31 protein-coding genes are annotated in these 25,060 nt (G+C 52.4%); 13 read left to right on the forward strand and 18 right to left on the reverse strand.

Annotated elements, in window-relative coordinates; translation table 11 throughout:
- The first annotated feature begins 11 nt into the window (after positions 1-11).
- Positions 12-650, forward strand: coding sequence for a peptide-methionine (S)-S-oxide reductase MsrA (gene msrA, locus ACLJRE_RS12105; RefSeq protein ID WP_000051465.1), 639 nt, complete (start codon positions 12-14; stop codon positions 648-650).
- Between the two features lie 182 nt (positions 651-832).
- Entirely contained in the window at positions 833-2,176 is a 1,344-nt protein-coding gene (locus tag ACLJRE_RS12110) for a hemolysin family protein (RefSeq protein ID WP_000934970.1), read from the forward strand.
- Between the two features lie 83 nt (positions 2,177-2,259).
- Here ACLJRE_RS12110 and ACLJRE_RS12115 read toward each other — a convergent pair whose 3' ends face one another.
- Positions 2,260-2,466 carry a DUF1107 domain-containing protein gene (locus ACLJRE_RS12115; protein WP_000689229.1) on the reverse strand — a complete coding sequence of 69 codons (207 nt, stop codon included), beginning with the start codon at positions 2,464-2,466 and terminating at the stop codon, positions 2,260-2,262.
- A gap of 326 nt (positions 2,467-2,792) precedes the next feature.
- Here ACLJRE_RS12115 and ACLJRE_RS12120 point away from each other — a divergent pair, with 326 nt between their 5' ends.
- Positions 2,793-3,350 (forward strand): YtfJ family protein, encoded by a 558-nt coding sequence (locus tag ACLJRE_RS12120; protein ID WP_000175304.1) that lies wholly within the window; start codon positions 2,793-2,795, stop codon positions 3,348-3,350.
- Here ACLJRE_RS12120 and cysQ read toward each other — a convergent pair.
- The gene (gene cysQ, locus ACLJRE_RS12125; RefSeq protein WP_000893398.1) at positions 3,340-4,080 is read right to left on the reverse strand and encodes a 3'(2'),5'-bisphosphate nucleotidase CysQ; all 741 of its coding nucleotides are present in this window, start codon (positions 4,078-4,080) and stop codon (positions 3,340-3,342) included. The two genes, ACLJRE_RS12120 and cysQ, sit on opposite strands and share 11 nt — an antisense overlap.
- Positions 4,081-4,347: 267 nt before the next feature.
- Between cysQ and ACLJRE_RS12130 the strand changes: the two genes are divergently transcribed.
- Positions 4,348-6,291 (forward strand): bifunctional 2',3'-cyclic-nucleotide 2'-phosphodiesterase/3'-nucleotidase, encoded by a 1,944-nt coding sequence (locus ACLJRE_RS12130; RefSeq protein ID WP_023212819.1) that lies wholly within the window; start codon positions 4,348-4,350, stop codon positions 6,289-6,291.
- A gap of 57 nt (positions 6,292-6,348) precedes the next feature.
- Here ACLJRE_RS12130 and ACLJRE_RS12135 read toward each other — a convergent pair whose 3' ends face one another.
- Entirely contained in the window at positions 6,349-6,735 is a 387-nt protein-coding gene (locus ACLJRE_RS12135) for a winged helix-turn-helix transcriptional regulator (RefSeq protein WP_001201297.1), read from the reverse strand.
- Between the two features lie 87 nt (positions 6,736-6,822).
- Here ACLJRE_RS12135 and ACLJRE_RS12140 point away from each other — a divergent pair, with 87 nt between their 5' ends.
- The 3 genes from ACLJRE_RS12140 to ytfE all read left to right on the forward strand — a co-directional run bounded on the left by ACLJRE_RS12140 (position 6,823) and on the right by ytfE (position 9,482).
- Complete coding sequence (locus ACLJRE_RS12140) at positions 6,823-7,671, forward strand: SDR family oxidoreductase (RefSeq protein WP_000560616.1); 849 nt, start codon at positions 6,823-6,825, stop codon at positions 7,669-7,671.
- 80 nt (positions 7,672-7,751) lie between these two features.
- Complete coding sequence (locus ACLJRE_RS12145) at positions 7,752-8,717, forward strand: DMT family transporter (RefSeq protein ID WP_000623290.1); 966 nt, start codon at positions 7,752-7,754, stop codon at positions 8,715-8,717.
- Between the two features lie 102 nt (positions 8,718-8,819).
- Complete coding sequence (gene ytfE / locus ACLJRE_RS12150) at positions 8,820-9,482, forward strand: iron-sulfur cluster repair protein YtfE (protein ID WP_000331467.1); 663 nt, start codon at positions 8,820-8,822, stop codon at positions 9,480-9,482.
- A 111-nt stretch (positions 9,483-9,593) separates the two neighbouring features.
- Here the strand turns inward: ytfE and cycA are convergent, their stop codons facing one another.
- Complete coding sequence (cycA, locus tag ACLJRE_RS12155; protein WP_000228322.1) at positions 9,594-11,003, reverse strand: D-serine/D-alanine/glycine transporter; 1,410 nt, start codon at positions 11,001-11,003, stop codon at positions 9,594-9,596.
- Between the two features lie 295 nt (positions 11,004-11,298).
- Positions 11,299-11,919, reverse strand: a complete 621-nt coding sequence (fklB, locus tag ACLJRE_RS12160; RefSeq protein WP_000235161.1) for an FKBP-type peptidyl-prolyl cis-trans isomerase — start codon at positions 11,917-11,919, stop codon at positions 11,299-11,301.
- Positions 11,920-12,138: 219 nt separating this feature from the next.
- Between fklB and ACLJRE_RS12165 the strand changes: the two genes are divergently transcribed.
- Entirely contained in the window at positions 12,139-12,774 is a 636-nt protein-coding gene (locus tag ACLJRE_RS12165; RefSeq protein WP_001119446.1) for an OapA family protein, read from the forward strand.
- 49 nt (positions 12,775-12,823) lie between these two features.
- Here ACLJRE_RS12165 and ACLJRE_RS12170 read toward each other — a convergent pair whose 3' ends face one another.
- The 5 genes from ACLJRE_RS12170 to rpsF form a co-directional block, all read right to left on the reverse strand.
- Complete coding sequence (locus ACLJRE_RS12170) at positions 12,824-13,750, reverse strand: DMT family transporter (RefSeq protein ID WP_000381075.1); 927 nt, start codon at positions 13,748-13,750, stop codon at positions 12,824-12,826.
- Between the two features lie 147 nt (positions 13,751-13,897).
- Complete coding sequence (gene rplI / locus ACLJRE_RS12175; RefSeq protein WP_001196065.1) at positions 13,898-14,347, reverse strand: 50S ribosomal protein L9; 450 nt, start codon at positions 14,345-14,347, stop codon at positions 13,898-13,900.
- Between the two features lie 41 nt (positions 14,348-14,388).
- Entirely contained in the window at positions 14,389-14,616 is a 228-nt protein-coding gene (gene rpsR / locus ACLJRE_RS12180; protein ID WP_000135199.1) for a 30S ribosomal protein S18, read from the reverse strand.
- Positions 14,617-14,620: 4 nt separating this feature from the next.
- On the reverse strand, positions 14,621-14,935 hold the full coding sequence (priB, locus tag ACLJRE_RS12185) for a primosomal replication protein N (RefSeq protein WP_001519453.1): 315 nt from the start codon (positions 14,933-14,935) through the stop codon (positions 14,621-14,623).
- A gap of 6 nt (positions 14,936-14,941) precedes the next feature.
- On the reverse strand, positions 14,942-15,337 hold the full coding sequence (gene rpsF / locus ACLJRE_RS12190; protein ID WP_001216673.1) for a 30S ribosomal protein S6: 396 nt from the start codon (positions 15,335-15,337) through the stop codon (positions 14,942-14,944).
- Between the two features lie 386 nt (positions 15,338-15,723).
- Between rpsF and yjfY the strand changes: the two genes are divergently transcribed.
- On the forward strand, positions 15,724-15,999 hold the full coding sequence (yjfY, locus tag ACLJRE_RS12195; RefSeq protein WP_000466076.1) for a DUF1471 family protein YjfY: 276 nt from the start codon (positions 15,724-15,726) through the stop codon (positions 15,997-15,999).
- Positions 16,000-16,051: 52 nt separating this feature from the next.
- Here the strand turns inward: yjfY and ACLJRE_RS12200 are convergent, their stop codons facing one another.
- The 7 genes from ACLJRE_RS12200 to ulaA form a co-directional block, all read right to left on the reverse strand.
- Positions 16,052-16,609, reverse strand: a complete 558-nt coding sequence (locus ACLJRE_RS12200) for a YagU family protein (protein WP_000026294.1) — start codon at positions 16,607-16,609, stop codon at positions 16,052-16,054.
- Between the two features lie 87 nt (positions 16,610-16,696).
- The gene (locus tag ACLJRE_RS12205; protein WP_001170769.1) at positions 16,697-17,383 is read right to left on the reverse strand and encodes an L-ribulose-5-phosphate 4-epimerase; all 687 of its coding nucleotides are present in this window, start codon (positions 17,381-17,383) and stop codon (positions 16,697-16,699) included.
- Complete coding sequence (gene ulaE / locus ACLJRE_RS12210) at positions 17,383-18,237, reverse strand: L-ribulose-5-phosphate 3-epimerase UlaE (RefSeq protein ID WP_000949549.1); 855 nt, start codon at positions 18,235-18,237, stop codon at positions 17,383-17,385. The genes ACLJRE_RS12205 and ulaE overlap by 1 nt, the downstream gene beginning before the upstream one ends.
- 9 nt (positions 18,238-18,246) lie before the next feature.
- A complete protein-coding gene (gene ulaD / locus ACLJRE_RS12215; protein WP_000056761.1) occupies positions 18,247-18,897 on the reverse strand; it encodes a 3-keto-L-gulonate-6-phosphate decarboxylase UlaD in 651 nt (216 codons plus the stop codon).
- Between the two features lie 13 nt (positions 18,898-18,910).
- On the reverse strand, positions 18,911-19,375 hold the full coding sequence (gene ulaC, locus ACLJRE_RS12220) for a PTS ascorbate transporter subunit IIA (RefSeq protein WP_000776531.1): 465 nt from the start codon (positions 19,373-19,375) through the stop codon (positions 18,911-18,913).
- A gap of 9 nt (positions 19,376-19,384) precedes the next feature.
- Positions 19,385-19,690 carry a PTS ascorbate transporter subunit IIB gene (ulaB, locus tag ACLJRE_RS12225; RefSeq protein ID WP_000218358.1) on the reverse strand — a complete coding sequence of 102 codons (306 nt, stop codon included), beginning with the start codon at positions 19,688-19,690 and terminating at the stop codon, positions 19,385-19,387.
- A 15-nt stretch (positions 19,691-19,705) separates the two neighbouring features.
- A complete protein-coding gene (ulaA, locus tag ACLJRE_RS12230; protein ID WP_023212820.1) occupies positions 19,706-21,103 on the reverse strand; it encodes a PTS ascorbate transporter subunit IIC in 1,398 nt (465 codons plus the stop codon).
- 362 nt (positions 21,104-21,465) lie between these two features.
- Between ulaA and ulaG the strand changes: the two genes are divergently transcribed.
- Positions 21,466-22,530, forward strand: coding sequence for an L-ascorbate 6-phosphate lactonase (ulaG, locus tag ACLJRE_RS12235; RefSeq protein ID WP_000049161.1), 1,065 nt, complete (start codon positions 21,466-21,468; stop codon positions 22,528-22,530).
- A 104-nt stretch (positions 22,531-22,634) separates the two neighbouring features.
- Complete coding sequence (gene ulaR, locus ACLJRE_RS12240) at positions 22,635-23,390, forward strand: HTH-type transcriptional regulator UlaR (RefSeq protein WP_000133618.1); 756 nt, start codon at positions 22,635-22,637, stop codon at positions 23,388-23,390.
- Here the strand turns inward: ulaR and yjfP are convergent.
- Positions 23,387-24,136 carry an esterase gene (yjfP, locus tag ACLJRE_RS12245; RefSeq protein ID WP_023136352.1) on the reverse strand — a complete coding sequence of 250 codons (750 nt, stop codon included), beginning with the start codon at positions 24,134-24,136 and terminating at the stop codon, positions 23,387-23,389. The genes ulaR and yjfP overlap by 4 nt on opposite strands.
- A gap of 183 nt (positions 24,137-24,319) precedes the next feature.
- On the opposite strand from yjfP, the gene bsmA reads away from it, so the two are divergent.
- Positions 24,320-24,649, forward strand: coding sequence for a biofilm peroxide resistance protein BsmA (bsmA, locus tag ACLJRE_RS12250; RefSeq protein WP_000586836.1), 330 nt, complete (start codon positions 24,320-24,322; stop codon positions 24,647-24,649).
- A gap of 130 nt (positions 24,650-24,779) precedes the next feature.
- The gene (gene yjfN / locus ACLJRE_RS12255; RefSeq protein ID WP_001518964.1) at positions 24,780-25,055 is read left to right on the forward strand and encodes a DUF1471 family protease activator YjfN; all 276 of its coding nucleotides are present in this window, start codon (positions 24,780-24,782) and stop codon (positions 25,053-25,055) included.
- The last annotated feature ends 5 nt before the right edge of the window (positions 25,056-25,060 follow it).

Consider the following 25,060-nt stretch of genomic DNA (forward strand, 5'->3'; position numbering starts at 1 on the left):
GAGAATAGCTCATGAGTTTATTTGATAAAAAACATCTGGTTACTCAAGCAGATGCGTTACCAGGACGCAACACCCCGATGCCGATCGCCACTCTGCATGCGGTAAATGAACACTCTATGACCAATGTCCCTGCCGGGATGGAGATCGCCTACTTCGCTATGGGCTGTTTCTGGGGCGTAGAACGTTTATTCTGGCAATTGCCCGGCGTATATAGCACCGCGGCAGGGTATGCGGGCGGTTACACGCCTAATCCAACCTACCGGGAAGTCTGCTCCGGGCAGACCGGTCATGCCGAAGCGGTACGGATAGTGTACGATCCTGCCGTTATCCGTTATGAGCAGCTTTTACAGATTTTCTGGGAAAATCACGATCCAACGCAGGGGATGCAACAGGGTAACGATCACGGTACGCAATACCGTTCTGCGATTTATCCCTTAACGCCGGAACAGAGTGCCGCTGCTCACGCCAGTCGCGAGCGCTTTCAGTCGGCAATGGCCGCCGCCGGAAACCATCGCCCTATTACCACGGAAATCACCCATGCGACGCCGTTTTACTACGCCGAAGATGAACACCAACAGTATCTGCACAAAAATCCATACGGTTACTGTGGGATTGGCGGGATCGGCGTTTGCCTGCCGCCTGACGCGTGACGACGCTGGCGTAGGGGGAACTTGTCGGAGTTGAAAATGAACCCTCTGGCGACTTTACAGTAGCTTACGCTATACTAGCCCTGAACTTATCGGCTCACTGCTACGAGCCGGTTTTCATTAAACGTTACCACACGGATTTATAAACTTCCCTTCCGAGGATCTGGCGTTTCGCCGGATAAGATATGTTAAACAGTATATTCATTATATTCTGCCTGATCGCTGTAAGTGCGTTCTTCTCCATCTCCGAGATCTCGCTTGCCGCATCACGTAAGATTAAACTTAAGTTATTAGCTGATGAAGGCAGTATCAACGCACAACGCGTATTGAAAATGCAGGAAAATCCCGGCATGTTTTTCACCGTTGTGCAAATTGGCCTGAACGCCGTCGCTATTCTTGGCGGTATCGTCGGCGATGCGGCATTTTCGCCCGCCTTTTCCGCCCTTTTCTCGCACTATATGTCGCCAGAACTCTCCGAGCAGCTGAGCTTTATTCTCTCTTTCTCGCTGGTGACGGGGCTGTTTATCCTGTTCGCGGATTTAACCCCGAAACGCATCGGTATGATTGCGCCAGAAGCTGTGGCTTTGCGTATCATCAACCCGATGCGCTTCTGCCTGTTCGTTTTTCGCCCGCTGGTGTGGCTGTTTAACGGCATGGCAAACAACATCTTCCGCCTGTTCAAAATTCCAATGGTGCGGAAAGACGACATTACTTCTGATGATATTTACGCAGTGGTGGAAGCCGGCGCGCTGGCGGGCGTCTTGCGCAAGCAAGAGCACGAACTGATTGAAAATGTGTTTGAACTTGAATCCCGCACCGTACCGTCTTCCATGACGCCGCGCGAAAGTATCATCTGGTTTGATCTGCACGAAGACGAGCAAAGCCTGAAGAAAAAGGTCGCCGAACATCCGCACTCAAAATTTTTGGTGTGTAATGAAGATATCGACCACATCATCGGCTATGTAGACTCCAAAGATCTGCTGAACCGCGTGCTGGCGAACCAAAGTATGGCGCTGAATGGCGGCGTGCAAATTCGCAATACCTTGATTGTGCCGGATACGCTGACCCTTTCTGAGGCGCTGGAAAGTTTCAAAACGGCGGGCGAGGATTTCGCGGTCATTATGAATGAATACGCACTGGTCGTCGGTATCATTACGCTGAACGATGTGATGACCACGCTAATGGGTGACCTGGTCGGCCAGGGACTGGAAGAGCAAATTGTGGCACGCGATGAAAATTCCTGGCTGGTTGACGGCGGCACGCCGATTGACGACGTCATGCGCGTGCTGGATATCGATGAGTTTCCGCAATCCGGCAACTATGAAACCATTGGCGGCTTTATGATGTTTATGCTGCGCAAGATTCCAAAACGTACTGATTCGGTGAAGTTTTCCGGCTACAAATTTGAAGTGGTGGATATCGACAACTACCGTATCGATCAGTTGCTGGTGACGCGTCTCGACAATAAAAGCAACGTACCGGCACCGAAACTGCCCGATGCGCAAGGTAAAGAAGACAGCGCGGCCTGAAATCCGTTTGCCAGAAACATCAACGGCTCCTGATTCAGGAGCCGTTTTTTTTACTTTTTTAACCTACTGCATAGCACTTTTGGTTACGCCATCTCAGTTTGCAGACGCATAACCTGACGGTTAACTTCAGACATCACAGACAAGTGCTGCTTGTCTCTCACTTTTGGGATAAGAATCTTACCCTTATCGAACTCAAAAGCGCCAACATCCTTGATATATAACCGTCCACGGAACAGGATCTTCACGTACTTCGCCACCTGTAGCGGGTTGTAGCGTTGGAAAATTTTCATTGTTGTCTCCTGCAGAGTATTACGCCCTTGCGGTGCCACAATCGGCCCAACAGTTTTAAGGCGCAAATTTTAATGCCATATGACTATAGACCATATCTACGTCGTTTCCAGTGTGCATAAGTATATTTACCTTTTGATTACAGTTATTCAGAATTATCTAAACATCAGCTCATTTTTCTCAGTATATGCCTTCATTTTTCACAGGAAGTGTGCGCCCGCCCGCAAACTGGCATCCCCTTTGCGGGAAAAAGCATCAATCGCACATATGATTAACTATCGGCCCAAAGTGGTCGGATCACCTGCAAAAAAATAAAGAAGGAATGACCATGACCCTACGTAAAATTCTGGCGATGTCGTGTCTGCTACTCCCCATAATGGCTTGTGCGCATAACCTTGAAGTTAACCAACGGGTGCCGCCGGTAGGCATTGCCGATCGTGGCGAACTGACGTTGAATAAAGATGAGTTTAGTTATAAAAACTGGAATAGCGCGCAGCTGGCGGGAAAAGTGCGCGTCCTGCTGCACATTGCGGGTCGAACGTCAGCGAAGGAAAAAAACGCCACGCTGATTGAAGCGATTAAATCAGCCAAGCTCCCGCATGACAAATACCAGACGACCACAATTGTGAACACTGATGATGCGATCCCAGGCTCCGGTATGTTCGTGCGTAGCAGTATAGAAAGTAATAAAAAGCTCTATCCGTGGTCGCAATTTATTGTCGACAGCAATGGCGTGGCGCGTAACGCCTGGCAATTAAAAGAAGAGGGGTCCGCCGTCATTGTGCTTGACAAAGACGGTCGGGTTCAATGGGTGAAAGATGGCGCGTTAACCCAGCAAGAGGTACAGCAGGTGGTCGGCCTGCTGCATAAGCTCCTCAGTAAATAGTCACCCGGAAGCCGGGGTTAAGGAACGATTCACGAGGGGTATAGTCCAGCGTTTTTCCCTGCCAGTCGTGAACGTGCGCCCCGGCTGCAACGGCAATGGCATGACCTGCGGCAGTGTCCCAGACGCTGGTCGGCCCAAATCTGGGGTAAAGCTGCGCCTGGCCTTCCGCCACAAGACAGAATTTCAGCGAGGAACCAATAGAAGTTGTCTGATGTTCGCCAAGCTGTTGGAGATATTCGGTGAGTTCATCATCCGTATGCGAACGGCTAATCACCACCAGCGGCGGGCGGGCATCCCGGACCTGAATCTGCTTACGCACCCCGCACTCCTCTTTCCAGGCCTTACCTTCCGCCGCGTAGTACATCACTTTCAGCACCGGCGCATAGACCACGCCCAACACCGGCTTGCCCTGCTCAATCAGCGCGATATTGACCGTGAATTCGCCATTGCGCTTGATGAACTCTTTGGTGCCGTCGAGCGGATCGACCAGCCAGTAGCGCTGCCAGTGCTGGCGCACTTCCCAGGCAGGCGGATCTTCTTCTGAAAGCACCGGAATATCCGGCGTGAGCGTGCGTAACCCTTCGAGAATCACGGTATGTGCGGCGATATCCGCCGCAGTGACTGGAGAATCGTCCTGCTTGCGGGCGTACTCCATCGGTTTGGCTCCATCATAAACCTGCATAATGGCATCGCCCGCGTTCCGTGCAAGCTGGCATACTTGTTCTAACATTCTCCACCTCTTTATGACGGGGGCGTTAACTCGTTGTTTTACTTATACCCGATCGTTAAGGGTTCCGCCAACTGTGATACCGTCTGCGGTTTTGATAATACCTTTCATGGCATGATTCACCCTTCTGTGAACACTCGCAAAAAATCGGCCGGATGGGGCGGTTTCGCCTTCTTCTGGCGACGGTCGGAACGATATCGGGTTTCACTGTTTATCATCGCTATTTTTCACTATCCGGCTTTTCTATTGCGTTCTTAAAAGGTGCCTCTGATGATTAAGTTTAGTGCAACGCTTCTGGCTACGCTGATCGCCGCCAGCGTGAATGCGGCCACCGTCGATCTCCGTATCATGGAAACTACTGATTTACATAGCAACATGATGGATTTCGATTATTACAAGGATACCGCAACCGAAAAATTCGGATTGGTACGTACCGCAAGTTTGATTCATGCCGCCCGAAATGAAGTCAAAAACAGCGTGCTGGTGGATAACGGCGACCTGATTCAGGGGAGCCCTCTGGGCGATTATATGGCGGCAAAAGGGCTCAAAGACGGTGATATTCACCCGGTCTATAAAGCGCTCAACACTCTGGATTACGCGGTTGGAAACCTCGGCAACCATGAGTTTAATTATGGTCTGGACTATCTGCATAACGCGCTGGCCGGCGCGAAATTCCCTTATGTTAACGCCAATATTATCGACGTTAAAACCCAAAAGCCGCTCTTTATGCCTTATCTGATTAAAGAGACGAGCGTTATTGATAAAGACGGCAACCCGCAAACTCTGAAAATCGGCTATATCGGCTTTGTTCCGCCGCAAATCATGATTTGGGATAAAGCGAATCTGAGCGGCAAAGTTACCGTCAATGACATTACGGAAACCGCCCGGAAATATGTGCCCGAAATGCGCGAGAAAGGCGCTGATATCGTGGTAGTCATTGCTCACTCAGGCCTTTCTGCCGATCCGTACCACAGCATGGAGGAAAACTCGGTTTATTACCTCAGCGAAGTTCCCGGCGTCGACGCGATTATGTTTGGCCACGCCCACGCCGTCTTCCCCGGTAAAGATTTTGCCGACATCAAAGGCGCGGATATCGCCAAAGGTACGCTTAACGGCATTCCTGCGGTAATGCCTGGCATGTGGGGCGACCATCTGGGAGTGGTCGATCTGGTGCTCAATAACGACAGCGGCAAATGGCAGGTTACGCAGGCGAAAGCACAAGCGCGGCCTATCTATGACGCCGCCGCTAAAAAGTCGCTGGCAGCGGAAGACAGTAAGCTGGTCGATATTCTGAAAGCCGATCACGATGCCACCCGCGAGTTTGTCAGCAAGCCCATCGGTAAATCCGCCGATAATATGTACAGTTATCTTGCTCTGGTGCAGGACGATCCTACCGTACAGGTGGTGAATAACGCGCAAAAAGCGTATGTGGAACACTTTATTCAGGGCGATCCGGATCTGGCGAAACTGCCGGTGCTGTCCGCCGCCGCGCCGTTTAAAGTTGGCGGGCGTAAGAACGATCCTGCCAGTTTTGTCGAAGTGGAAAAAGGCCAGTTGACCTTCCGTAACGCCGCCGATCTTTATCTCTATCCGAATACGCTGGTGGTGGTGAAAGCCAGCGGCAAGGAGGTAAAAGAGTGGCTGGAATGTTCTGCCGGACAATTTAATCAGATTGATATTCATAGCAACAAACCGCAATCGTTGATCAATTGGGATGGCTTTCGCACCTATAATTTCGATGTCATTGACGGCGTGAATTATCAAATCGATGTGTCACAGCCCGCCCGCTATGATGGCGAATGTCAGATGGTGAATCCGCAGGCGGAACGTATTAAAAACCTGACCTTTAACGGTAAGCCTGTCGACCCGAACGCTACGTTCCTGGTCGCCACGAATAACTATCGCGCTTACGGCGGCAAGTTTGCCGGCACGGGCGACAGCCATATCGCCTTTGCGTCTCCGGATGAAAATCGCGCCGTGCTGGCGGCATGGATTGGCGCAGAGTCAAAACGCGCGGGCGAAATCCATCCGGCGGCGGATAATAACTGGCGTCTGGCGCCAATCCACAGCGATACGGCGCTGGATATCCGCTTTGAAACATCGCCAGGCGATAAAGCCGCTGCCTTCATTAAAGCGAAAGGGCAGTATCCGATGAAGAAGGTTGCCGTCGATGATATTGGTTTTGCCATTTATCAGGTGGATTTGAGCAAGTAACGTGAGTCCCGTATGGCGCTGCGTTTATTCGGCCTGACTGGCAGGCCGAATAAAGCGCTAGCCGCCATCTGATAAACGCTCCCGCTGCGCCAATACCTGGGGCAAATTCAGTTCTATCCAGTCCGCCAGCGCGGCGACTTTATCGCTCACCTGCTCGCCAAGCGGCGTCAGGCTGTACTCCACATGCGGCGGAACAACTGGATATGACACCCGGTTGAGAAATCCGTCCTGTTCAAGCGCCTGTAGCGACTGCGCCAGCATCTTTTCACTCACGCCTCCCATCTTGCGACGCAGGTCGCTAAAACGGTGTGTACCGTCGCGTAACGCGACCAGAATCAGTACGCCCCAGCGACTGGTGACATGTTTTAACACCTCACGGGACGGGCACTGTTCAGCAAAGAGATTGCCTTCACGCAACTGCCGGGAAAGAGTATGAGCGCGCATTGATACTTACCTTTTTGTACGTACTTACTAAAAGTAAGTTTAGGTGGTAGCGTAATAAAACACAAGACCAACACTGAGGAGTTCACCATGATTGCTATCACTGGCGCAACAGGCCAACTGGGCCAACACGTTATTGAAAACCTGCTAAAAACGACGCCCGCCAGTCACCTCGTCGCGATCGTCCGTAACCCGAAAAAAGCTGCCCCGCTCAGTCAGCGCGGGATTGCCGTTCGCCAGGCGGATTACGCTAACGAAGCCGCGCTGACCACCGCCTTACAGGGTGTTGATAAACTGCTGCTTATATCATCCAGCGAAGTGGGACAACGCACCGCGCAGCACCGCAACGTCATTCAGGCCGCCATTGCCGCGAAGGTGAAATTCATCGCCTATACCAGTCTGCTACATGCGGATAAATCGCCGCTGGCGCTCGCCGATGAACATATTGAAACGGAAAAAATGCTGGCTGAGTCAGGTATTCCTCACACACTATTACGTAACGGCTGGTATACGGAAAACTACCTGGCGAGCGTCCCTGCCGCGCTGAAACATGGCGTCTTTATTGGTGCAGCGGGAGAAGGGAAAATCGCCTCCGCAATGCGCGCTGACTATGCCGCCGCCGCCGCGCGCGTCATCCGTGAAGAGGGTCACGCCGGGAATGTCTACGAGCTGGCGGGTGATGACGCCTGGACATTAAGCCAGTTGGCGGATGAACTTACTCATCAGAGCGGAAAAAAAATCGTCTACCAGAACCTGAGTGAAGTCGATTTTGCCGCCGCGCTGAAAGGCGCAGGCCTGCCTGACGGACTGGCGGATATGTTAGCCAATTCTGACGCTGGCGCGGCGAAAGGCGGCTTGTTTGATGACAGCCATACGCTGCGTAAACTCATCGGTCGCCCGACGACGACGCTCACAGAAAGCCTTCGCTCCGTACTGTAAGTGTTAAAATTTAGTTAATTTATGTGGCATCCTCATAGACCTTCTCTGATAATGACAGAACGGTTTATGAGGAGAATCTGATGATTAGCGGCGTGCTATACGCCCTGCTGGCAGGGCTAATGTGGGGATTGATTTTCGTCGGCCCGTTAATCGTGCCGGATTACCCGGCCCTCTTACAGTCAATGGGACGCTATCTGGCGCTGGGGCTGATTGCCCTGCCGATTGCCTGGTTAGGCCGCACGCGGTTACGCCAGTTGACGCGCAAAGATTGGTCCACCGCCCTGTCGCTGACCCTGATGGGCAATGTAATCTATTACGCCTGCCTCGCCAGCGCCATTCAGCGAACCGGCGCGCCGGTGTCGACGATGATCATCGGGACATTGCCGGTCGTCATTCCGCTTTTCGCTAACGTTCTCTATAGCCAACGAGACGGCAGATTATCCTGGCGGCGTTTAGCGCCCGCGCTGGCGCTTATCGGTTTTGGCCTGCTGTGCGTCAATATTGCTGAACTTAGTCAGGGATTATCCGATGTTAGCGGCTGGCGCTATGGTTCAGGCATTGTGCTGGCGCTGATTTCCGTAGCGTGCTGGGCATGGTATGCGCTGCGCAACGCCCGCTGGCTGCGGGAAAATCCCGACAAACATCCCATGATGTGGGCAACGGCGCAGGCGCTGGTTACGCTGCCGGTCTCGTTAATCGGCTACGCGGCGGTCTGTCTGTGGCTGAGTATCCAGAAACCGCTGTTTACCCTGCCCTTTGGCCCGCATCCCGCGCTATTTATCGGTCTGATGATCGCCATCGCGGTGCTGTGTTCCTGGGTGGGCGCGCTGTGCTGGAATATCGCCAGCCAAAAATTGCCAACCGTTATTTTAGGGCCGCTCATTGTTTTTGAGACGTTGGCGGGACTGCTCTATACCTTCATTCTGCGCCAGGAAATCCCGCCATTCCTGACGTTAAGCGGCATTGCGCTCCTGGTGGCGGGCGTGGTCATTGCCGTGAGAGCGAAACCGGAAAAAGCGACCGTCGTTCCGGTCACGGAACGCTAATCTCATCCTGGCTTAAATTATACGCACCCCGAAAGAGTTATAGCCTCGCCTTAAAGATGCATTTAAAATACAACTTATATTATTGCAAATGAGGTAACGGCAATGGCTTATCGCGATCAACCTTTAGGCGAACTGGCGCTCTCTATTCCCCGCGCATCGGCGCTGTTTCGCCAGTACGATATGGATTACTGCTGCGGCGGAAAACAGACGCTGGCGCGCGCCGCCGCGCGTCACGACGTCGATATTGACATCATTGAAGCGCAACTCGCGCAGTTGGCTGAACAGCCCATCGAAAAAGACTGGCGCGCCGTTCCGCTGGCGGACATTATTGACCATATCGTGGTGCGCTATCATGATCGACACCGCGAACAACTGCCGGAGCTTATCCTGCAGGCAACCAAAGTGGAACGCGTTCACGCGGATAAGCCAAACGTCCCACGCGGCCTGACAAAATATCTCACCGCGCTGCATGAAGAGCTTTCCAGCCATATGATGAAAGAAGAACAGATCCTGTTCCCCATGATCAAACAGGGTATGGGTCGCCAGGCAACGGGCCCGATAAGCGTAATGGAAATCGAGCATGACGAGGCGGGAGAGCTGGTAGACGTCATCAAACACGTCACCCAAAATGTAACGCCGCCGCCAGAAGCCTGCACCACCTGGAAAGCGATGTATAACGGCATTAATGAGATGATTGATGATCTGATGGAGCACATCAGCCTGGAGAATAACGTGCTGTTCCCACGCGCGCTGGCCGGGGAATAATCGCCAGCCAGGCATTTTGCCGGGTGGCGGCTGTAAACCGCGCCTTATCCGGCCTACAAATCAACGCTACGCTGTAAGCCCGGTAAGCGCCAGCGCTACCGGGCAAAACAATTAACGCATTCCCGCCATCCGTTTCTTACCTATCAACAGCCAGCCCAGACCCAACGCGATAAACCACAGCGGCGTCACGATCAGCGCCTGGCGCGTATCGTCTTCCAGCGTCAGTAATACCAGCACGAACGCAAAGAACGCCATACAGACCCAGCACATCAGCTTACCGAGCGGCATCTTATAGATGGATTTTTCATGCAAGTGGGGACGCTTTTTGCGGTACACCAGGTATGAACACAGAATGATGGTCCAGACAAACATAAACAGGATAGCCGAAACCGTAGTGATCATGGTGAATGCGCCAATCACGCTCGGGTTGACCATCAGCATAACCACGCCGCCCAGCAGGCAGATACAGGAGAAGGTCAGGCCTTTCGCCGGTACCGCGCGTTTCGATAGCTTAGCGAACGCTTTTGGCGCCACGCCTTCTTGCGCCAGGCCAAACAGCATACGGCTGGTCGAGAAGACGCCGCTGTTGGCGGAAGACGCCGCCGAGGTCAGCACAACAAAGTTGATCACGCTAGCGGCGGCAGGCAGACCCACCAGTACAAACAGCTCAACAAACGGGCTCTTATCCGGCACCACGGAACTCCACGGCGTCACCGACATAATGACAATCAGCGCAAAGACGTAGAACATGATGATACGGATCGGTATTGAGTTAATCGCGCGCGGCAGCGATTTTTCCGGATCTTTAGTTTCTGCGGCGGTAGTACCGACCAGCTCAATGCCCACGAAGGCGAACACCGCAATCTGGAAACCGGCAAAGAACCCGCTAATACCTTTCGGGAACCAGCCGCCGTCATTCCACAGATGCGCAAAAGACGCTTCAACGCCTGTCGGCGATTTAAAGTGCATCGCAATCATGACCAGCCCGACCACAATCAACGCCACGATGGCGACGATTTTGACCATAGCAAACCAAAATTCCATTTCACCAAACATTTTAACGGTGGCGAGGTTGAGGCTTAGCAGCAGGATCACTACCGCCAGCGAGGCGACCCAATCGGAAAGGCCGGGAAACCAGAACTGCGCGTAGGCGGTAATCGCCACCACGTCAGCCATACCGGTCACTACCCAGCAAAACCAGTACGTCCAGCCGGTGAAATATCCCGCCCAGGGGCCAAGCAGGTCGGAAGCAAAATCGCTAAACGATTTATATTCCAGATTCGAGAGCAGCAATTCCCCCATGGCGCGCATCACGAAAAAAAGCATAAAACCGATGATCATATACACAAAAATGATCGACGGTCCGGCGAGACTGATCGTTTTACCCGATCCCATAAACAGACCGGTACCAATAGCGCCGCCAATAGCGATAAGCTGTATATGACGGTTTGTAAGATTGCGCCGTAGCGACTGTTCAGCCGGAGCCTGTTCGTCGGCTGCGACTTTTACCTGATCTACCATGTTTTTCTTCCTGTACCTGTCTGTGTTGTGCGGGCTCTACGGCCTTTGGTCTATGATACGACGATCCTGTTATCAGGACTCATCGATATTAGGTAAGAATCGGCGGGATGAATACTAAGATTCAAATACAATGTTAATTTTATGTTTAAAATGAGTGTTATATCACTTTGATAATGCGAATTAGCTCACAAAAATACACGTAACGACGCCATTTGCAAAATAAAATATTGGCATCTGCTGAAGTCAGGGTTGCCGGATAAGGCGTTTACGCCGTCATCCGGCAAACCCGGGGCGCTTACAGAATTTCCAGCAGTTCCACCTCAAACACCAGGGTGCTGAATGGCGGAATAGATGCCCCGGCCCCACGCTCGCCATAGGCCAGCTCCTGTGGGATAGTCAGTTCCCATTTGGAACCTACCGGCATCAGAGTCAGCGCTTCAATCCAGCCGGCGATCACGCCATTTACCGGGAATTCAGCCGGTTCGCCGCGCGCGACGGAGCTGTCAAATACGGTGCCATCAATAAGCTTACCGGTGTAATGCACGCGTACGCGGTCGGTACGCGCCGGAATCGCGCCTTCGCCCTGCGTCAGAACGCGGAACTGTAAACCAGATTCAGTACTGTTCACACCGTCTTTTTCGCGGTTTTCTTCCAGGTATTTCACGCCTTCGGCCGCCATCGCTTTGAAACGCTCACGACGCACCGCGTCCGCACGCTCATGAATTTCACGCAGCGCACGATGCACCACATCAACAGGAACCGCCGGGTGTTTACCTTCCAGCGCATCAGCAATGCCTGCAACCAGCGCTTCAGGCAACAGCCCTTCAAGACCGGATTCGCTGAGCTGCTGCCCTACCTGCAAACCAATGCCGTAGCTCGCTTGCGCTTCAATAGTGTCAAAAGTCGGGGTGGCCATTATTTTTCCTTCATCGGATATCAAAAAAGTAGCGGGCAGCATAACAGCCACGCTTCTTCTGGTAAAACTTTGTCTCAGGGAGGATGACAAATCGCAGGGAAAAAGAAACAATAGATTATCCGTATTGATGTCACGAAAGCGGATAGCACTACCAGTATCATAGCGTTAGCCATCTATACTCTATGATTAAGGAACGAGATGCGGAGCAGGAGGTAAACCATGCCCGGGCGCTTTGAATTAAAACCAACCCTGGCGAAAATCTGGCACGCGCCGGATAATTTTCGCATCATGGAGCCGCTGCCGCCTATGCATCGTCGTGGCATTATCATTGCCGCTATCGTGCTGGTGATCGGTTTCCTGCTGCCCGCCAGCGAGACCAGCGACTCGCCTGTCGTCACGCGGGAAGCGCAATTGGATCTGCAATCGCAATCACAGCCGCCGACGGAGGCCCAGCTTCAGGCGCAACTGGTCGCGCCGCAAAACGATCCGGATCAGGTGGCGCCCGTTGCGCCGGAACCTATCCAGGAAGGCCAGCCGGAAGAACAAAACCAGCCGCAAACGCAGCCTTTCCAGCAGGATAGCGGCATCGGTCAACAGTGGCGCTCGTACCGGGTAGAGCCTGGTAAAACTCTGGCGCAACTGTTCCGTGACCACGGACTGCCCCCAACAGACGTTTATGCAATGGCGCAGGTAGAAGGCGCTGGCAAGCCGCTGAGTAATCTCAAAAATGGTCAAATGATTAAAATTCGCCAGAATGCCAGCGGGGTGGTGACAGGTTTAACGATAGATGGCGATAACGGCCAACAGGTGCTGTTTACGCGTCAGCCTGACGGCAGTTTTATTCGCGCACAGTAACGCCGGCTACGCCTTACCCCGCCTATACCCTATTCGTTCAGGTGAAGCATTACCGCTTCACCTTATTCACCCACCAAATCCCCGAACACACCAGCACCAGCGCAATCATGTATTTCCACTCCAGAATATTCTCGCCGAGGAAAATAGCCGAAAGAGCAGCGCCGGAAACCGGGATCAGAAAGTTAAACGGCGCAATCATCCCCACGCGATTATATTTGAGTAAAATGCTCCATAGCGCAAAAGCGACCGACGAGAGCAACGTCAGGTAGACTAAAATCGCCACCGACGAGAAGCCATGTATCGTCAGCGTACCGCCAAAAACGTAGCCGCCAATGACCAGTACCAGACCGCCAATCCCCAATTGATAGCCAGTCATGACCATCGGATCGACCGTCTGCGAGAGACGTTTGCCATACAACGTGGCCGCAGAAAGAATAAACGCCGCCAGCACCACGGAGCCTTCTCCCGGCAGATTAAAGCTGAAATCCAGGCCGTTGCTGACGTTCACCACCATGACGCCCGCAAAGCCCAGAATACAGCCGAGCGTTTTGTTGTAGCTCAATCGGTCGTTCTGATAAATAAAATGCGCCAGCAATACGCTGAAGAATGTGCCTGTCGCGTTCATGATTGAGCCTTTCACGCCGGAGGTAAACGCAAGGCCGATATAGAAAAAGAGATATTGCAGCGACGTCTGAGTCAGCCCCAGTAACGTTAACTGAGCAAACTGGCGCGGACGAAACCGACCAATCGGTTTACGCTGAAGCAACGCGAACAGTAGCAGCAACCCACCCGCAAACAAAAAACGATAACCAGCAAAAACAATTTTAGAAGGGATATCGTCGGTGGCTATCTGAAAGAGGTCATAACCGCTTTTGATGGCTGGATAAGCGCTGCCCCATAGCAGGCAACAAAATGCGGCACACACATAAACGACGTTTTTGCGGGCAAACGGGGAGGCCTGGCGTTGGGTATCCATTCTTTCACCAAGAAATTAAAATAATGTTTTATTTTTGATTATCGCGAAAAGAGGGGGAGATAGCCAGTCGAAAAGCGATGGGGTTAAAAAAGCAAAACGTCGGCGCTGGGCCGACGTTTCGTTGCTAGCAAAAACGAGAATGCCTGATTACTCAGCAACCACGTTGATGATAACTTTTGCGAATACTTCGCTGTGAACCTGGAAGTTCACTTCGTGTTCGCCAGTGGTACGCAGAACGCCGTTCGGCAGACGAACTTCGCTCTTAGCCACGTCAACGCCAGCTGCAGTCACAGCGTCAGCGATGTCGCGAGTACCGATGGAACCGAACAGTTTACCTTCGTCGCCTGCTTTAGACGCGATAGTAACGGTTTCCAGGGCGTTGATTTTCTCTGCGCGTGCATTTGCAGCAGCCAGAACGTCAGCCAGTTTAGCTTCCAGTTCAGCGCGACGTGCTTCGAAGTATTCAACGTTTTTCTTGGTAGCCGGAACAGCTTTACCCTGTGGTACCAGGAAGTTACGAGCATAGCCCGCTTTAACGTTAACCTGATCACCCAGGCTACCCAGGTTTGCTACTTTATCAAGCAGAATAACTTGCATTACCTTATCCTCTCAAAGTCGTATTAATGGACCGTGACCGATTACTGATGGCGATCAGTGTACGGCAGCAGAGACAGGTAGCGAGCGCGTTTGATAGCGCGAGCCAGCTGACGCTGGTATTTTGCACGGGTACCGGTGATACGGCTTGGGACAATCTTACCGCTTTCGGTGATGTAGTTTTTCAGCGTAGCGATATCTTTATAGTCGATCTCTTGAACGCCTTCCGCGGTGAAACGGCAGAACTTGCGACGACGGAAATAACGTGCCATATGGCTAGTCTCCAGAATCTATCAATTCAATCTGCTCGGCATGCAGAACCATTTTGCTCAGACCGTTCTTTGCCTTGTGGCAAGAGATAAACCCCTGAACGGTTATGCGGCTGCCGACCGTTATACTGTGAGTAATGGCCTGGTTTTCGTGTCCGCTAACAATAACGGGCATTTGGCACCACGCCTGCCGGTGAAAGCCGGCTTCCTCTTGCACAGAACGATGCTCAAGCACGAACTGGCAATGCGGAATTCCTGATGGACTGACCTTTCGAAGGGGGGCCCTGCACACGGTGCCGGACAACGCCAGACGGTTGGTCATCAGAAATTACTCTTCAGAATCCCCAGCTTCAGCATCATCTGCGGTTTCGTTAGCGAAATCATCGCGACGCTCACGGCGCTCGTCTTTCGCTTTAACCATCGGAGAAGCTTCGGTAACAGCGTGCTTAGTACGCATAACCATGCTGCGGATAACGGCATCGTTGAAGCGGAAGGTAGTTTCCAGCTCATCGATCACTTCCTGCGGCGCTTCAACGTTCATCAGAACATAGTGCGCTTTGTGCAGTTTGTTGATCGGGTAAGCCAGCTGACGGCGGCCCCAGTCTTCCAGACGGTGGATCTTGCCTTCTGCGCCAGTGATGGCGGCAGAGTAACGCTCGATCATACCCGGAACCTGTTCGCTCTGGTCAGGATGGACCATAAAAACGATTTCGTAATGACGCATCGAATTGCTCCTTACGGATTATTCAGCCTCCTGTCTGGGTCAGCCGCGGCCCATGGAGGCAAGGAACGTGTTAAAGGTCGGCTGAAAAATGACGCGTTATAATACTGACACGCCCGGCGAAACTCAAGGCAATAGTTCGATTATTTATGTGCCTGCCGATCAGTTCTGAAATGTAAAAGATTAAGGATGAGATACCGACCTGTTAACCACCATAACAGTTAGCGAGTTGACGATTTATCAGGCATCAGCGGGAAATGCGGTAATTTTTTGAACAACTGCATCAGAAATGGTCGCTATCGCTCCTGCTGGTAGCGATTAAAATAACATCAGAGGTTCACAAAAAAGGAGGCAGGGCCAGGTCAGCAACCGCCGCCGAGGAGGCCACTATGTTCTTCCGTATTTTCCCCCTTCTGGCTGGATTTTTGCTCAGCGTAAATACAATGGCAGCCATTGAAATTGATAATCGTCAGGCCAGAAATATGGACGATATACAGAGCTTAGGCGTGATTTACATAAACCATAATTTCGCGACCGAAAGCGAGGCCCGCCAGGCGCTGAAAGAAGAAACTGATGCGCGAGGCGCAACGTACTACCACCCGATTTTGTTACGGGAGCCCGGTAGTAACGGCAACATGCATGCCAGCGCGGAGATTTATCGCTAGTATCAGGAAAATGCCATAGTTTTGCCCCCTGGTCAGGGGGCATTTTTTTCGCTTATCGGGTTGTTAATGGCACTTCGGCATCCGGCTCATGCGTTATGCGGTTTCGCAGATCGCGGCGCATTAATTCAATCACCCAAAACCAAAATACATGTCCCAGAATTTCAGAAGCGTACTCGTCAAAAGGAAGTTGTGTAAGCGGAGGCGTTAAGTTCAGCGCCGGGCAGAATATGCCATGCACGACAACCGTAACAATCAGCCCCGCCAGTATCCCCTGCCATAATTTAACTTTCGGGAAAATTTCCGCGACGACGCAGTAACCTATTGCGAATACCAGCGAAAAGATAATGTGAGTTACCATCACAGGGTTAATAACATGCTCAGAAAAGGTATAAACCGTTTGTGTTGGGTCAATGCCTAAATAATCCCGCAAAAAAATATACGGTGGATTAAACTCATCGCGCCCGCCGGAAAACGTTCGCGGCGGTAAAGGAACTTCCGCGCCCCATTTTACAAATGCTGAAATAATACCCGCTGCAAAACCAATTAACGCAGCTACTCCATACCGACGCCGCTGTGGGTCAGTTTTAACAAACAATCCGTTGATAGACACAGTAGTATGATTCTATAGAGTGTTATGAAAGAAGCTCCGGAATCTGACCAATTACATCCCTGAGGGATAGGATCCCGGAGCGTTGTTTTACTTCTGCCCGTAATACGCATTCGGGCCATGCTTACGCATGAAGTGTTTATTCATCAGATAATCGTCGATGGGGTTGAGGCCAGGGTTAATACCGCGCGCAATCCACGCCATTCGCGCCACTTCCTCCATGACGACCGCGTTATGTACCGCATCGTGCGCATCTTTCCCCCAGGCGAACGGCCCGTGTTGATACACGACAATGCCTGGCGTATGCAGCGGTTCCACCTCGCCCAGCGTTTCGATAATCACCTTACCGGTGTTCAGCTCGTACTCGCCCTGCACTTCTTCTTCGCTTAACGCTCTGGTACAAGGAATATCGCCAAAGAAATAGTCCGCGTGCGTGGTGCCGAGCGCTGGAATAGCCATCCCCGCCTGCGCCCATGCCGTGGCGTGGGTGGAGTGGGTATGAACGACGCCGCCAAGCGACGGATAGCGTTGATACAGCGCCAGATGGGTAGCGGTATCGGAAGAAGGACGATAACCTCCCTCCACCACTTTGCCATCCATATCCACCACCACCATGTCATCTACCTTCATGGTTTCATAGGCGACACCGCTTGGCTTAATTACCACCAGCCCGCGTTCGCGATCGATAGCGCTGACGTTGCCCCAGGTAAACGTCACCAGTCCATAACGGGGCAAATCCATGTTAGCGTCAAATACCTGCTGCTTGAGTTTTTGCATTAGGCTGCCTCCACCAGACCGGCGCTGGCCATGCGCGCTTTCACCCAGTCACGCGCTTTCGCTACCTCTGCCGCCGGGTTCTCTGCTGTTTCGCTCCACATCTCAATCAGATAGGGCCCGCAATAGCCACTCTGTTTGAGCGTTTCGAAGCAGCGTTCGAAATCGACAACGCCTTCGCCAAACGGCACATTTTTGAACACGCCGGGTTTAGTATCTTTGACGTGTACCGCGACGATATGCCCGATTCCCGCCTGTAGCTCCATCTGTACGTCGTTATCCCAGGCAGACAGATTGCCGATATCCGGATAGAGCTGGAACCACGGGTTATTGAGGTAGTGAGCATAGCCCAGCGCTTTACTGATGGAATTCATCAGCGGGTAGTCCATGATCTCCATCGCCAGCGTCACCTGGGCGCGGCTGGCCATATCAACGCTCTCTTTTAACCCATCGCGAAAGCGGCAACGCGTTTCGTCGTTGGCCTGCTGATAGTAAACGTCGTACCCCGCCAGTTGAATGACGCGAATCCCAACGTCCTGCGCAAACTGAATCGCTTTACGCATAATCTCCAGCCCCTGCGCCCGTACCGCGTCATCTTCGCTACCGAGCGGAAAACGACGATGCGCGCTCAGACACATGGACGGCACGCGCACGCCGGTTTCAGCAACCGCGCTCACCAGCGCCAGACGCAGCTCGCGACTCCAGTCAAGCCGCGAAAGACGTTCATCGGTTTCATCGACCGACATCTCGACGAAATCGAAACCCAGTTCTTTTGCCAGCGTCAGGCGCTCCAGCCAGCACTCCCCGGCGGGGAGCGCTTTTTCATAGATGCCAAGCGGGATTTGTTTCGACAACATAGCCGCTCCTTAGCCCCACAGTTGAGCGATGGAACGTTTAAACTGACGCGCGGCTTCTACCGGCGATTCGGCATCACGAATGCTGCGGCCCGCGATAAAGACGTGAATCGGAATGCCTTTGAACAGCGGCAGGTCTTCCAGCGCCAGTCCGCCGGTCACGGTCACTTTAAAGCCCATATCGGACAACCGTTTAATCGCGGTAATATCCGCCTCGCCCCACGCCACGCCTGCGGCCTGCGCGTCACGGCTGCGGTGATAAACCACTTGCTGAATGCCTGCATCGCGCCACTGCTGCGCCTGTTCCCAGGTCCAGTAACCGGTCAGCTCGATCTGCACATCGCCGTTGAACTCTTTCGCCACATCCAGCGCGCCTTTCGCGGTGTTGATGTCGGCGCAGCAAATGACCGTTACCCAGTCCGCGTTGGCTTCGAAACACATACGGGAGAGGATTTTACCGGCATCGGCAATTTTGGCGTCCGCCAGCACAATTTTGTGCGGATAGAGCGCTTTCAGGTCGCGAACGGCGCGCACGCCTTCGCCCACGCACAGAATGGTGCCCACTTCAATGATATCGACTTCTTCGGCAATCAGGCGGGTGGTTTCATAGGCGCTATCCATAGTCTGGTTGTCCAGCGCGACCTGCAACATTGGTAATGACATTTTCAATTCCTTCTTAAGCTGCCGCGTTGGTGCGGTCAATGAGATCCAGGACTTCCTGCGCGGTACGGCAGGCGCGTAAACGGTCGAAATTGGCTTCGTCTTCAAACAGATTAACGATCTGCATGATGCCCACTTCCTGGTGAGTGTTGGCATCGACCGCCGCCATGGTGATGAGAATATCGACCGGGTCGTTATCTTCGTGGTTGAACTCCAGCGGCTTTTTCAGCGTCACCAGAGAAAAACCGGTTTTCTTGACCCCTTCTTCCGGGCGGCCATGCGGCATCGCCAGGCCGGGGGCAATCACAAAATAGGGGCCAAACTGCTCAACGCCATCGAGAATGGCCTGGTAATAGCGCGGCTCCACCACGTCGGCAGCCACCAGTAAATCGACGCCGATCTTGACGGCTTCCTGCCAGGTATTCGCTTCAGCCTGCAGGCGGATAGAATTATTCTCCGCCAGTGAATCACGTAATTTCATGTTGCATCCTTACTTCACATCTTGCGGGAAATGTTCTTTGATCACTTCCAGCAGTTTCGGGCCGAAGTCAGCTGGAGAGAGCATGTTGCGCACGCCAACCACATATTTGTTGCCGGTCACGCTGATTTCGCCTGCAATATGGGTAGAAGCGATGATGATATCCGCGCCGCTCAACTCGCTTTTGTACTCGCCAACCGCGCAGCTGTTTACCGTGTGGTCAATGTTTGATTGGGTTAAAAACTGGTCCACTTTCATTTTCATGATCATGGAACTGCCTTGTCCGTTGCCACACACAGCCAGAATACGTACGGTCATAATCAAAACTCCTTATTAAGCAGACTGTTCTGCCAGTTGTTTTTCTGCATCTTCTTCTGCGCGCAGTGCGCGGCCAGCGAAGAACATATAAGCCAGTGCAATTACAATGATGACGGCCATAAAGGCGATACCGAGGGAGAAGAAGCCCTGCATCATCGGCGGTGCCAGAATCGACCAGTCCGCCATACCCATCCAGGCACTCATACCGGTGAGTTTCACCGCCCAGACGCAACCAAAGATTTCAATCATCCCCATCACCAGACAAATTTTCAGCGCCGCACGCCAGCCGCCGAAGTGGTTAGCGAACACGCCGATAGTGGCGTTAGAGAAGAACATCGGGATAAAGCCAGGAATAATCAGGATCGAGGAGCCGCAGGCAACCAGGATGCCAACCGCAATCAGCTGGCCGATGGTGCCCCACATAAAGCCCCAGACCACCGCGTTAGGCGCGAAGCTATAAATAGCCGCACAGTCAATCGCCAGTACTGCGCCCGGAATCAGACGCTGGGAGATACCGTTAAAGGCCTCAGAGAGCTCGGCGACAAACATACGCACGCCCTGAGTAATAATGAAAATCGCCACCGCAAAGGAGAAACCGGTTTGCAGGATGTAGACCGTCCAGTGCACTTTGCCCGCCATCGCCTGCACGGTGTCGATACCGAAGGAGAGCAGAATGGCACCAAAGAAGATGGTCATTACAATCGCCGTGGAGACGATGTTGTCGTGGAAAATGTTCAGCCAGCCCGGCAGTTTGAGATCTTCAACGCTCTCCGCTTTTTTGCCCAGGAACGGCGCGACTTTATAGGCAATCCAGGAAGCAAACTGCTGCTGGTGACCGATGGAGAAACCGCAGCCGTCCGTCACTTCCTGAGTCGGCTTGTACATCATGTTGGAGGTAATACCCCAGTACAGGGAAACCAGTATCGCCGTGCAGATAATGGTGGTCCACATGGAATAGCCGAAGATATAGAAAGAGACCGCAATCAGCCCCGCCTGCTGGAACATGATGTGCCCGGTCAACATGATGGTGCGAATACCGGTAATGCGTCGCAACAAGACGTAACAAATATTCAGCGCCAGCGCGAGCAACACCGCGTAGCCTACCCAACTATACGCATCACCCATCCGCTCGATCGTTGCCATCATCGAAGCATAGGTATCGGAAATCGCGCCGTTGATGCCGTAGACCTCAGACATTTTCGCCACCACCGGTTTAAAGGTGCTGGTCAGAATGCCGGACCCGGCCTGTAGCAGCATGAAGCCAATGATGGTTTTGATCGTCCCTTTGATGATCACGCTGACGCTTTTACGCAGCAGGATATAGCCCAGGCAGGTCACAATACCCAGTAATAGCGGGGCATTGGTCATTACCTGATTAAAAAAAATGGTAAAGATGTTGTAGAGGATCTCCATAACGATCTCCGGTAGACAAGGTTGCTGAGTCGCAGGCGCTCAGAATAATGTCCCTCCACTGTAATTTTCAAAAGTAATCACAACAAGATTGAATTTGATTAAATGTGACGTAGCGCGCAAATAATTAGCACACTTAATACATGGTTTACTTATAAATAACTCATTTCTTCATTAAAATAAGTAAAATCATAAAGATGAATACATCCCCATGACGCCAGAAAAGATTAAGTTTTCTTCTGGCTGCGTTCTCCCCTACCCAAAAGTCAAAAAATAGCCCATTGCCTTCTTGAGAAAATAGTGTCAGGATTAATCAAAACAAATCACGTTTTGAACTATTTTGAACAAACATGAAGGTAAATGCGATGAGTAAAGTACAAAGCATCACGCGTGAATCATGGATTCTGAGCACGTTTCCGGAGTGGGGAAGCTGGCTGAACGAAGAGATTGAGCAAGAGCAAGTCGCGCCGGGTACGTTCGCTATGTGGTGGCTGGGCTGTACCGGTATCTGGCTAAAATCTGAAGGCGGCACTAACGTATGCGTCGATTTCTGGTGCGGTACCGGTAAACAGAGCCACGGTAACCCGTTGATGAAAACCGGCCATCAGATGCAGCGTATGGCTGGCGTCAAAAAATTACAGCCTAACCTGCGCACCACGCCGTTTGTTCTCGATCCTTTCGCTATCCGTCAGATTGACGCCGTACTGGCGACCCACGACCATAACGATCACATTGACGTCAATGTCGCGGCTGCCGTAATGCAGAATTGCGCCGATGATGTTCCGTTTATCGGCCCGCAGACCTGCGTGGATTTATGGGTTGGCTGGGGCGTGCCGAAAGAACGCTGCATCGTGGTAAAACCGGGCGATGTCGTGAAAGTGAAAGATATTGAAATTCATGCGCTTGATGCCTTTGACCGTACCGCATTAATCACCCTGCCCGCCGATCAGAAAGCCGCTGGCGTACTGCCGGACGGCATGGATGTACGCGCGGTTAACTATCTGTTTAAAACGCCGGGCGGCAATCTCTATCACAGCGGCGATTCTCACTATTCCAACTACTACGCGAAACACGGCAACGAACATCAAATTGATGTCGCGCTCGGTTCTTACGGTGAAAACCCGCGCGGTATTACGGACAAAATGACCAGCGCGGATATTTTACGCATGGCGGAATCGCTGAATACCAAAGTGGTGATCCCGTTCCATCACGATATCTGGTCGAACTTCCAGGCCGATCCGCAAGAGATCCGCGTGCTATGGGAAATGAAGAAAGATCGCCTGAAGTATGGTTTTAAACCGTTTATCTGGCAGGTTGGCGGCAAGTTTACCTGGCCGCTGGATAAAGACAATTTCGAATACCACTATCCGCGTGGGTTTGACGATTGCTTTACCATTGAACCCGATCTACCGTTCAAATCCTTCCTGTGAGTCGATATCATGCCGGGATTACCCGGCATTTTTTCCATTTACTTTAGTATTTCCAGGCTATTTCAAATATCATCTTTTCAAATCAATTTGTATCGGAATAGCTCATGACTGAAGCACAAAGACATCAAATACTGCTGGATATGCTGGCACAGTTGGGCTTTGTTACCGTCGAAAACGTGATTGAGCGTCTGGGGATCTCCCCGGCGACAGCGCGCCGCGACATCAACAAGCTCGACGAAAGCGGGAAACTTAAAAAAGTGCGCAACGGCGCAGAGGCCATTACCCAACAGCGGCCCCGCTGGACGCCGATGAATCTGCACCAGGCGCAAAACCACGATGAAAAAGTACGCATCGCGAAAGCGGCGTCGCAGCTGGTGAACCCGGGTGAAAGCGTAGTGATTAACTGCGGCTCCACCGCTTTCCTGCTGGGGCGTGAAATGTGCGGGAAGCCGGTACAGATCATTACCAACTATCTGCCGCTGGCGAATTATCTGATCGATCAAGAGCATGACAGCGTGATTATCATGGGGGGTCAGTACAACAAAAGCCAGTCGATTACCCTGAGCCCGCAGGGAAGTGAAAACAGTCTCTATGCTGGCCACTGGATGTTTACCAGCGGAAAGGGCTTAACCGCGGATGGCCTGTACAAAACCGATATGCTAACCGCCATGGCGGAACAAAAAATGCTCAGCGTCGTCGGGAAACTGGTCGCGCTGGTCGATAGCAGTAAAATTGGCGAGCGCGCGGGAATGCTGTTCAGCCGCGCCGATCAGATCGCTATGCTGATTACCGGCAAAAATGCCAATCCGCAGGTTTTGCAACAGCTTGAAGCCCAGGGTGTAAGCATACTCCGCGTTTAAAGATACTGTCGGAAAAACGCTACCGTCGCCGACAACGCTTCTGGCGTAATGCGATGCCGCACGCCTGCGGCCCATAAACAGGTCACATGCTTATCCAGCTTCGCCGCGGCGAGTGCCTGCTGGAGCCGGAAGGTTTCGATAGCAGGCACCACGTCATCCTCCTGACCATGCCACAACAGAAGCGGCCTGTCGGCCAGTCGCTCTAACTGATGTGTGACTTCCCATTCACGTAGCGGCGCGATGATATTGTCGAATTCCGCCTGCTGTGCCGGGTTCTGCGGGGATAACGGCGGGAAAAGCGTCCGGGCGAGCCCGGTAAAATAGCCCGACCCCATTAAACTGGCCCCGCATTTTACCTCCCGGTGACGCGTCATAATGCCCAGCGCCGTCATACCGCCCATGGATGCGCCGCCCACCGCTAACCGCCCGTCAAGTAGCCAATTTTCCGCCTGAATCGCCGCACGTAACGTCGTAAATTCCTGCATGTTTTGGTGCAGAATCTGCCAGAATCGGCGTATCCGTCCCTGTGAGTCGCCGCCGAAGCGAGCGCCATGCTCCGGCGCATCCGGCATGACTACCCGGAATCCTGCCTGTGCCAGGGCAACGGCAAAATAACTATAAACCAGGCTGGAGGAGGTGAAGCCATGATAGAACACCACACAGGGAAGCGGCACGGCGCGTTTCCCTTCCGGGAAGGCATGTAGTACGACGCCTCCGGCTAATTGTCGTGTTTCAATCGCTATCATTATTCTCTCCTTTCTATCCGGTATGCCACGGAGAAATACTTAACGCAAGTTTATGGATAGCGCAATAATTCATAATGTTTGAGAACTGGGTTACGCTTTCGCAACGTTTTCATTCGAAAATCGCGTGACAGGTAACACTTCGGGAACATTCCCCCTAAAGGGAAATCAATAAGGCATTACACTATGATTATCAGGAAACGAGATAGAGTTATGCGTCGGTTTGCTTCATTGATAGCAGCGCTGTTATTAAGCGCGTGTAGCGTGCTGCAGGGTACGCCGCAACCTGCGCCGCCTGTCGCCGATCACCCGCAGGAAATCCGTCGCGATCAAACGCAAGGACTACAGCGGATGGGGACCGTAAGCGCGCTGGTTCGGGGCTCCCCGGATGATGCAATAGATGAAATCAGAGCGAAAGCCGTCGCTGCGAAAGCCGATTATTACGTTATCTTAATGGTTGATGAAACGGTTGTAACCGGCCAGTGGTATTCACAAGCCATTTTGTATCGTCAATAACAGTAGATTGATTTTTAGTCAGTTTTACATTGCTTTGCGCCCCTATGCGTTTACCTGTGCACAATACACAAACAGGTTTACCGTGATGGAGCGTCCTGTTAAATGCGGGGTATGTAATAAGGAGCTGACGATGAAACAAGAACTTGCCTTATCCTCACTGCTGCTTTCTGCCGGACTGGTGAGTACGACGGCACAGTCTGCCGAATTCGCCAGTGCTGACTGCGTAACGGGTCTGAATGAAATCGGCCTGATCTCGGTCAGTAATGTTGCAGGAAACCCACAGGATGTGGAGCGGATTATCGCCCTGAAAGCCGATGAACAGGGTGCGTCCTGGTACAGAATTATTCAAATGTATGAAGAACAACAGTCGGATAACTGGCGCGTACAGGCGATACTCTATGCCTGATGCCG

The sequence above is a fragment of the Salmonella sp. SAL04157 genome, assembly GCF_046551635.1.
In the GTDB taxonomy this organism is placed as follows: domain Bacteria; phylum Pseudomonadota; class Gammaproteobacteria; order Enterobacterales; family Enterobacteriaceae; genus Salmonella; species Salmonella enterica.

Bases quoted from the DNA above. Each gene is read 5' to 3' on its own strand.
- rplI (WP_001196065.1), bottom strand. From the start codon at position 14,347: ATGCAAGTTATTCTGCTTGATAAAGTAGCAAACCTGGGTAGCCTGGGT.
- priB (WP_001519453.1), bottom strand. From the start codon at position 14,935: ATGACCAACCGTCTGGCGTTGTCCGGCACCGTGTGCAGGGCCCCCCTT.
- ACLJRE_RS12120 (WP_000175304.1), top strand. From the start codon at position 2,793: ATGACCCTACGTAAAATTCTGGCGATGTCGTGTCTGCTACTCCCCATA.
- ACLJRE_RS12135 (WP_001201297.1), bottom strand. From the start codon at position 6,735: ATGCGCGCTCATACTCTTTCCCGGCAGTTGCGTGAAGGCAATCTCTTT.
- ACLJRE_RS12205 (WP_001170769.1), bottom strand. From the start codon at position 17,383: ATGCAAAAACTCAAGCAGCAGGTATTTGACGCTAACATGGATTTGCCC.
- msrA (WP_000051465.1), top strand. From the start codon at position 12: ATGAGTTTATTTGATAAAAAACATCTGGTTACTCAAGCAGATGCGTTA.
- ACLJRE_RS12110 (WP_000934970.1), top strand. From the start codon at position 833: ATGTTAAACAGTATATTCATTATATTCTGCCTGATCGCTGTAAGTGCG.
- yjfN (WP_001518964.1), top strand. From the start codon at position 24,780: ATGAAACAAGAACTTGCCTTATCCTCACTGCTGCTTTCTGCCGGACTG.
- ACLJRE_RS12170 (WP_000381075.1), bottom strand. From the start codon at position 13,750: ATGGATACCCAACGCCAGGCCTCCCCGTTTGCCCGCAAAAACGTCGTT.
- ACLJRE_RS12130 (WP_023212819.1), top strand. From the start codon at position 4,348: ATGATTAAGTTTAGTGCAACGCTTCTGGCTACGCTGATCGCCGCCAGC.
- ulaD (WP_000056761.1), bottom strand. From the start codon at position 18,897: ATGTCATTACCAATGTTGCAGGTCGCGCTGGACAACCAGACTATGGAT.
- yjfY (WP_000466076.1), top strand. From the start codon at position 15,724: ATGTTCTTCCGTATTTTCCCCCTTCTGGCTGGATTTTTGCTCAGCGTA.
- ulaA (WP_023212820.1), bottom strand. From the start codon at position 21,103: ATGGAGATCCTCTACAACATCTTTACCATTTTTTTTAATCAGGTAATG.
- cysQ (WP_000893398.1), bottom strand. From the start codon at position 4,080: ATGTTAGAACAAGTATGCCAGCTTGCACGGAACGCGGGCGATGCCATT.
- cycA (WP_000228322.1), bottom strand. From the start codon at position 11,003: ATGGTAGATCAGGTAAAAGTCGCAGCCGACGAACAGGCTCCGGCTGAA.
- ytfE (WP_000331467.1), top strand. From the start codon at position 8,820: ATGGCTTATCGCGATCAACCTTTAGGCGAACTGGCGCTCTCTATTCCC.
- ACLJRE_RS12140 (WP_000560616.1), top strand. From the start codon at position 6,823: ATGATTGCTATCACTGGCGCAACAGGCCAACTGGGCCAACACGTTATT.
- bsmA (WP_000586836.1), top strand. From the start codon at position 24,320: ATGATTATCAGGAAACGAGATAGAGTTATGCGTCGGTTTGCTTCATTG.
- fklB (WP_000235161.1), bottom strand. From the start codon at position 11,919: ATGGCCACCCCGACTTTTGACACTATTGAAGCGCAAGCGAGCTACGGC.
- ACLJRE_RS12145 (WP_000623290.1), top strand. From the start codon at position 7,752: ATGATTAGCGGCGTGCTATACGCCCTGCTGGCAGGGCTAATGTGGGGA.
- rpsR (WP_000135199.1), bottom strand. From the start codon at position 14,616: ATGGCACGTTATTTCCGTCGTCGCAAGTTCTGCCGTTTCACCGCGGAA.
- yjfP (WP_023136352.1), bottom strand. From the start codon at position 24,136: ATGATAGCGATTGAAACACGACAATTAGCCGGAGGCGTCGTACTACAT.
- ulaG (WP_000049161.1), top strand. From the start codon at position 21,466: ATGAGTAAAGTACAAAGCATCACGCGTGAATCATGGATTCTGAGCACG.
- ulaC (WP_000776531.1), bottom strand. From the start codon at position 19,375: ATGAAATTACGTGATTCACTGGCGGAGAATAATTCTATCCGCCTGCAG.
- rpsF (WP_001216673.1), bottom strand. From the start codon at position 15,337: ATGCGTCATTACGAAATCGTTTTTATGGTCCATCCTGACCAGAGCGAA.
- ACLJRE_RS12165 (WP_001119446.1), top strand. From the start codon at position 12,139: ATGCCCGGGCGCTTTGAATTAAAACCAACCCTGGCGAAAATCTGGCAC.
- ulaR (WP_000133618.1), top strand. From the start codon at position 22,635: ATGACTGAAGCACAAAGACATCAAATACTGCTGGATATGCTGGCACAG.
- ACLJRE_RS12115 (WP_000689229.1), bottom strand. From the start codon at position 2,466: ATGAAAATTTTCCAACGCTACAACCCGCTACAGGTGGCGAAGTACGTG.
- ulaE (WP_000949549.1), bottom strand. From the start codon at position 18,237: ATGTTGTCGAAACAAATCCCGCTTGGCATCTATGAAAAAGCGCTCCCC.
- ulaB (WP_000218358.1), bottom strand. From the start codon at position 19,690: ATGACCGTACGTATTCTGGCTGTGTGTGGCAACGGACAAGGCAGTTCC.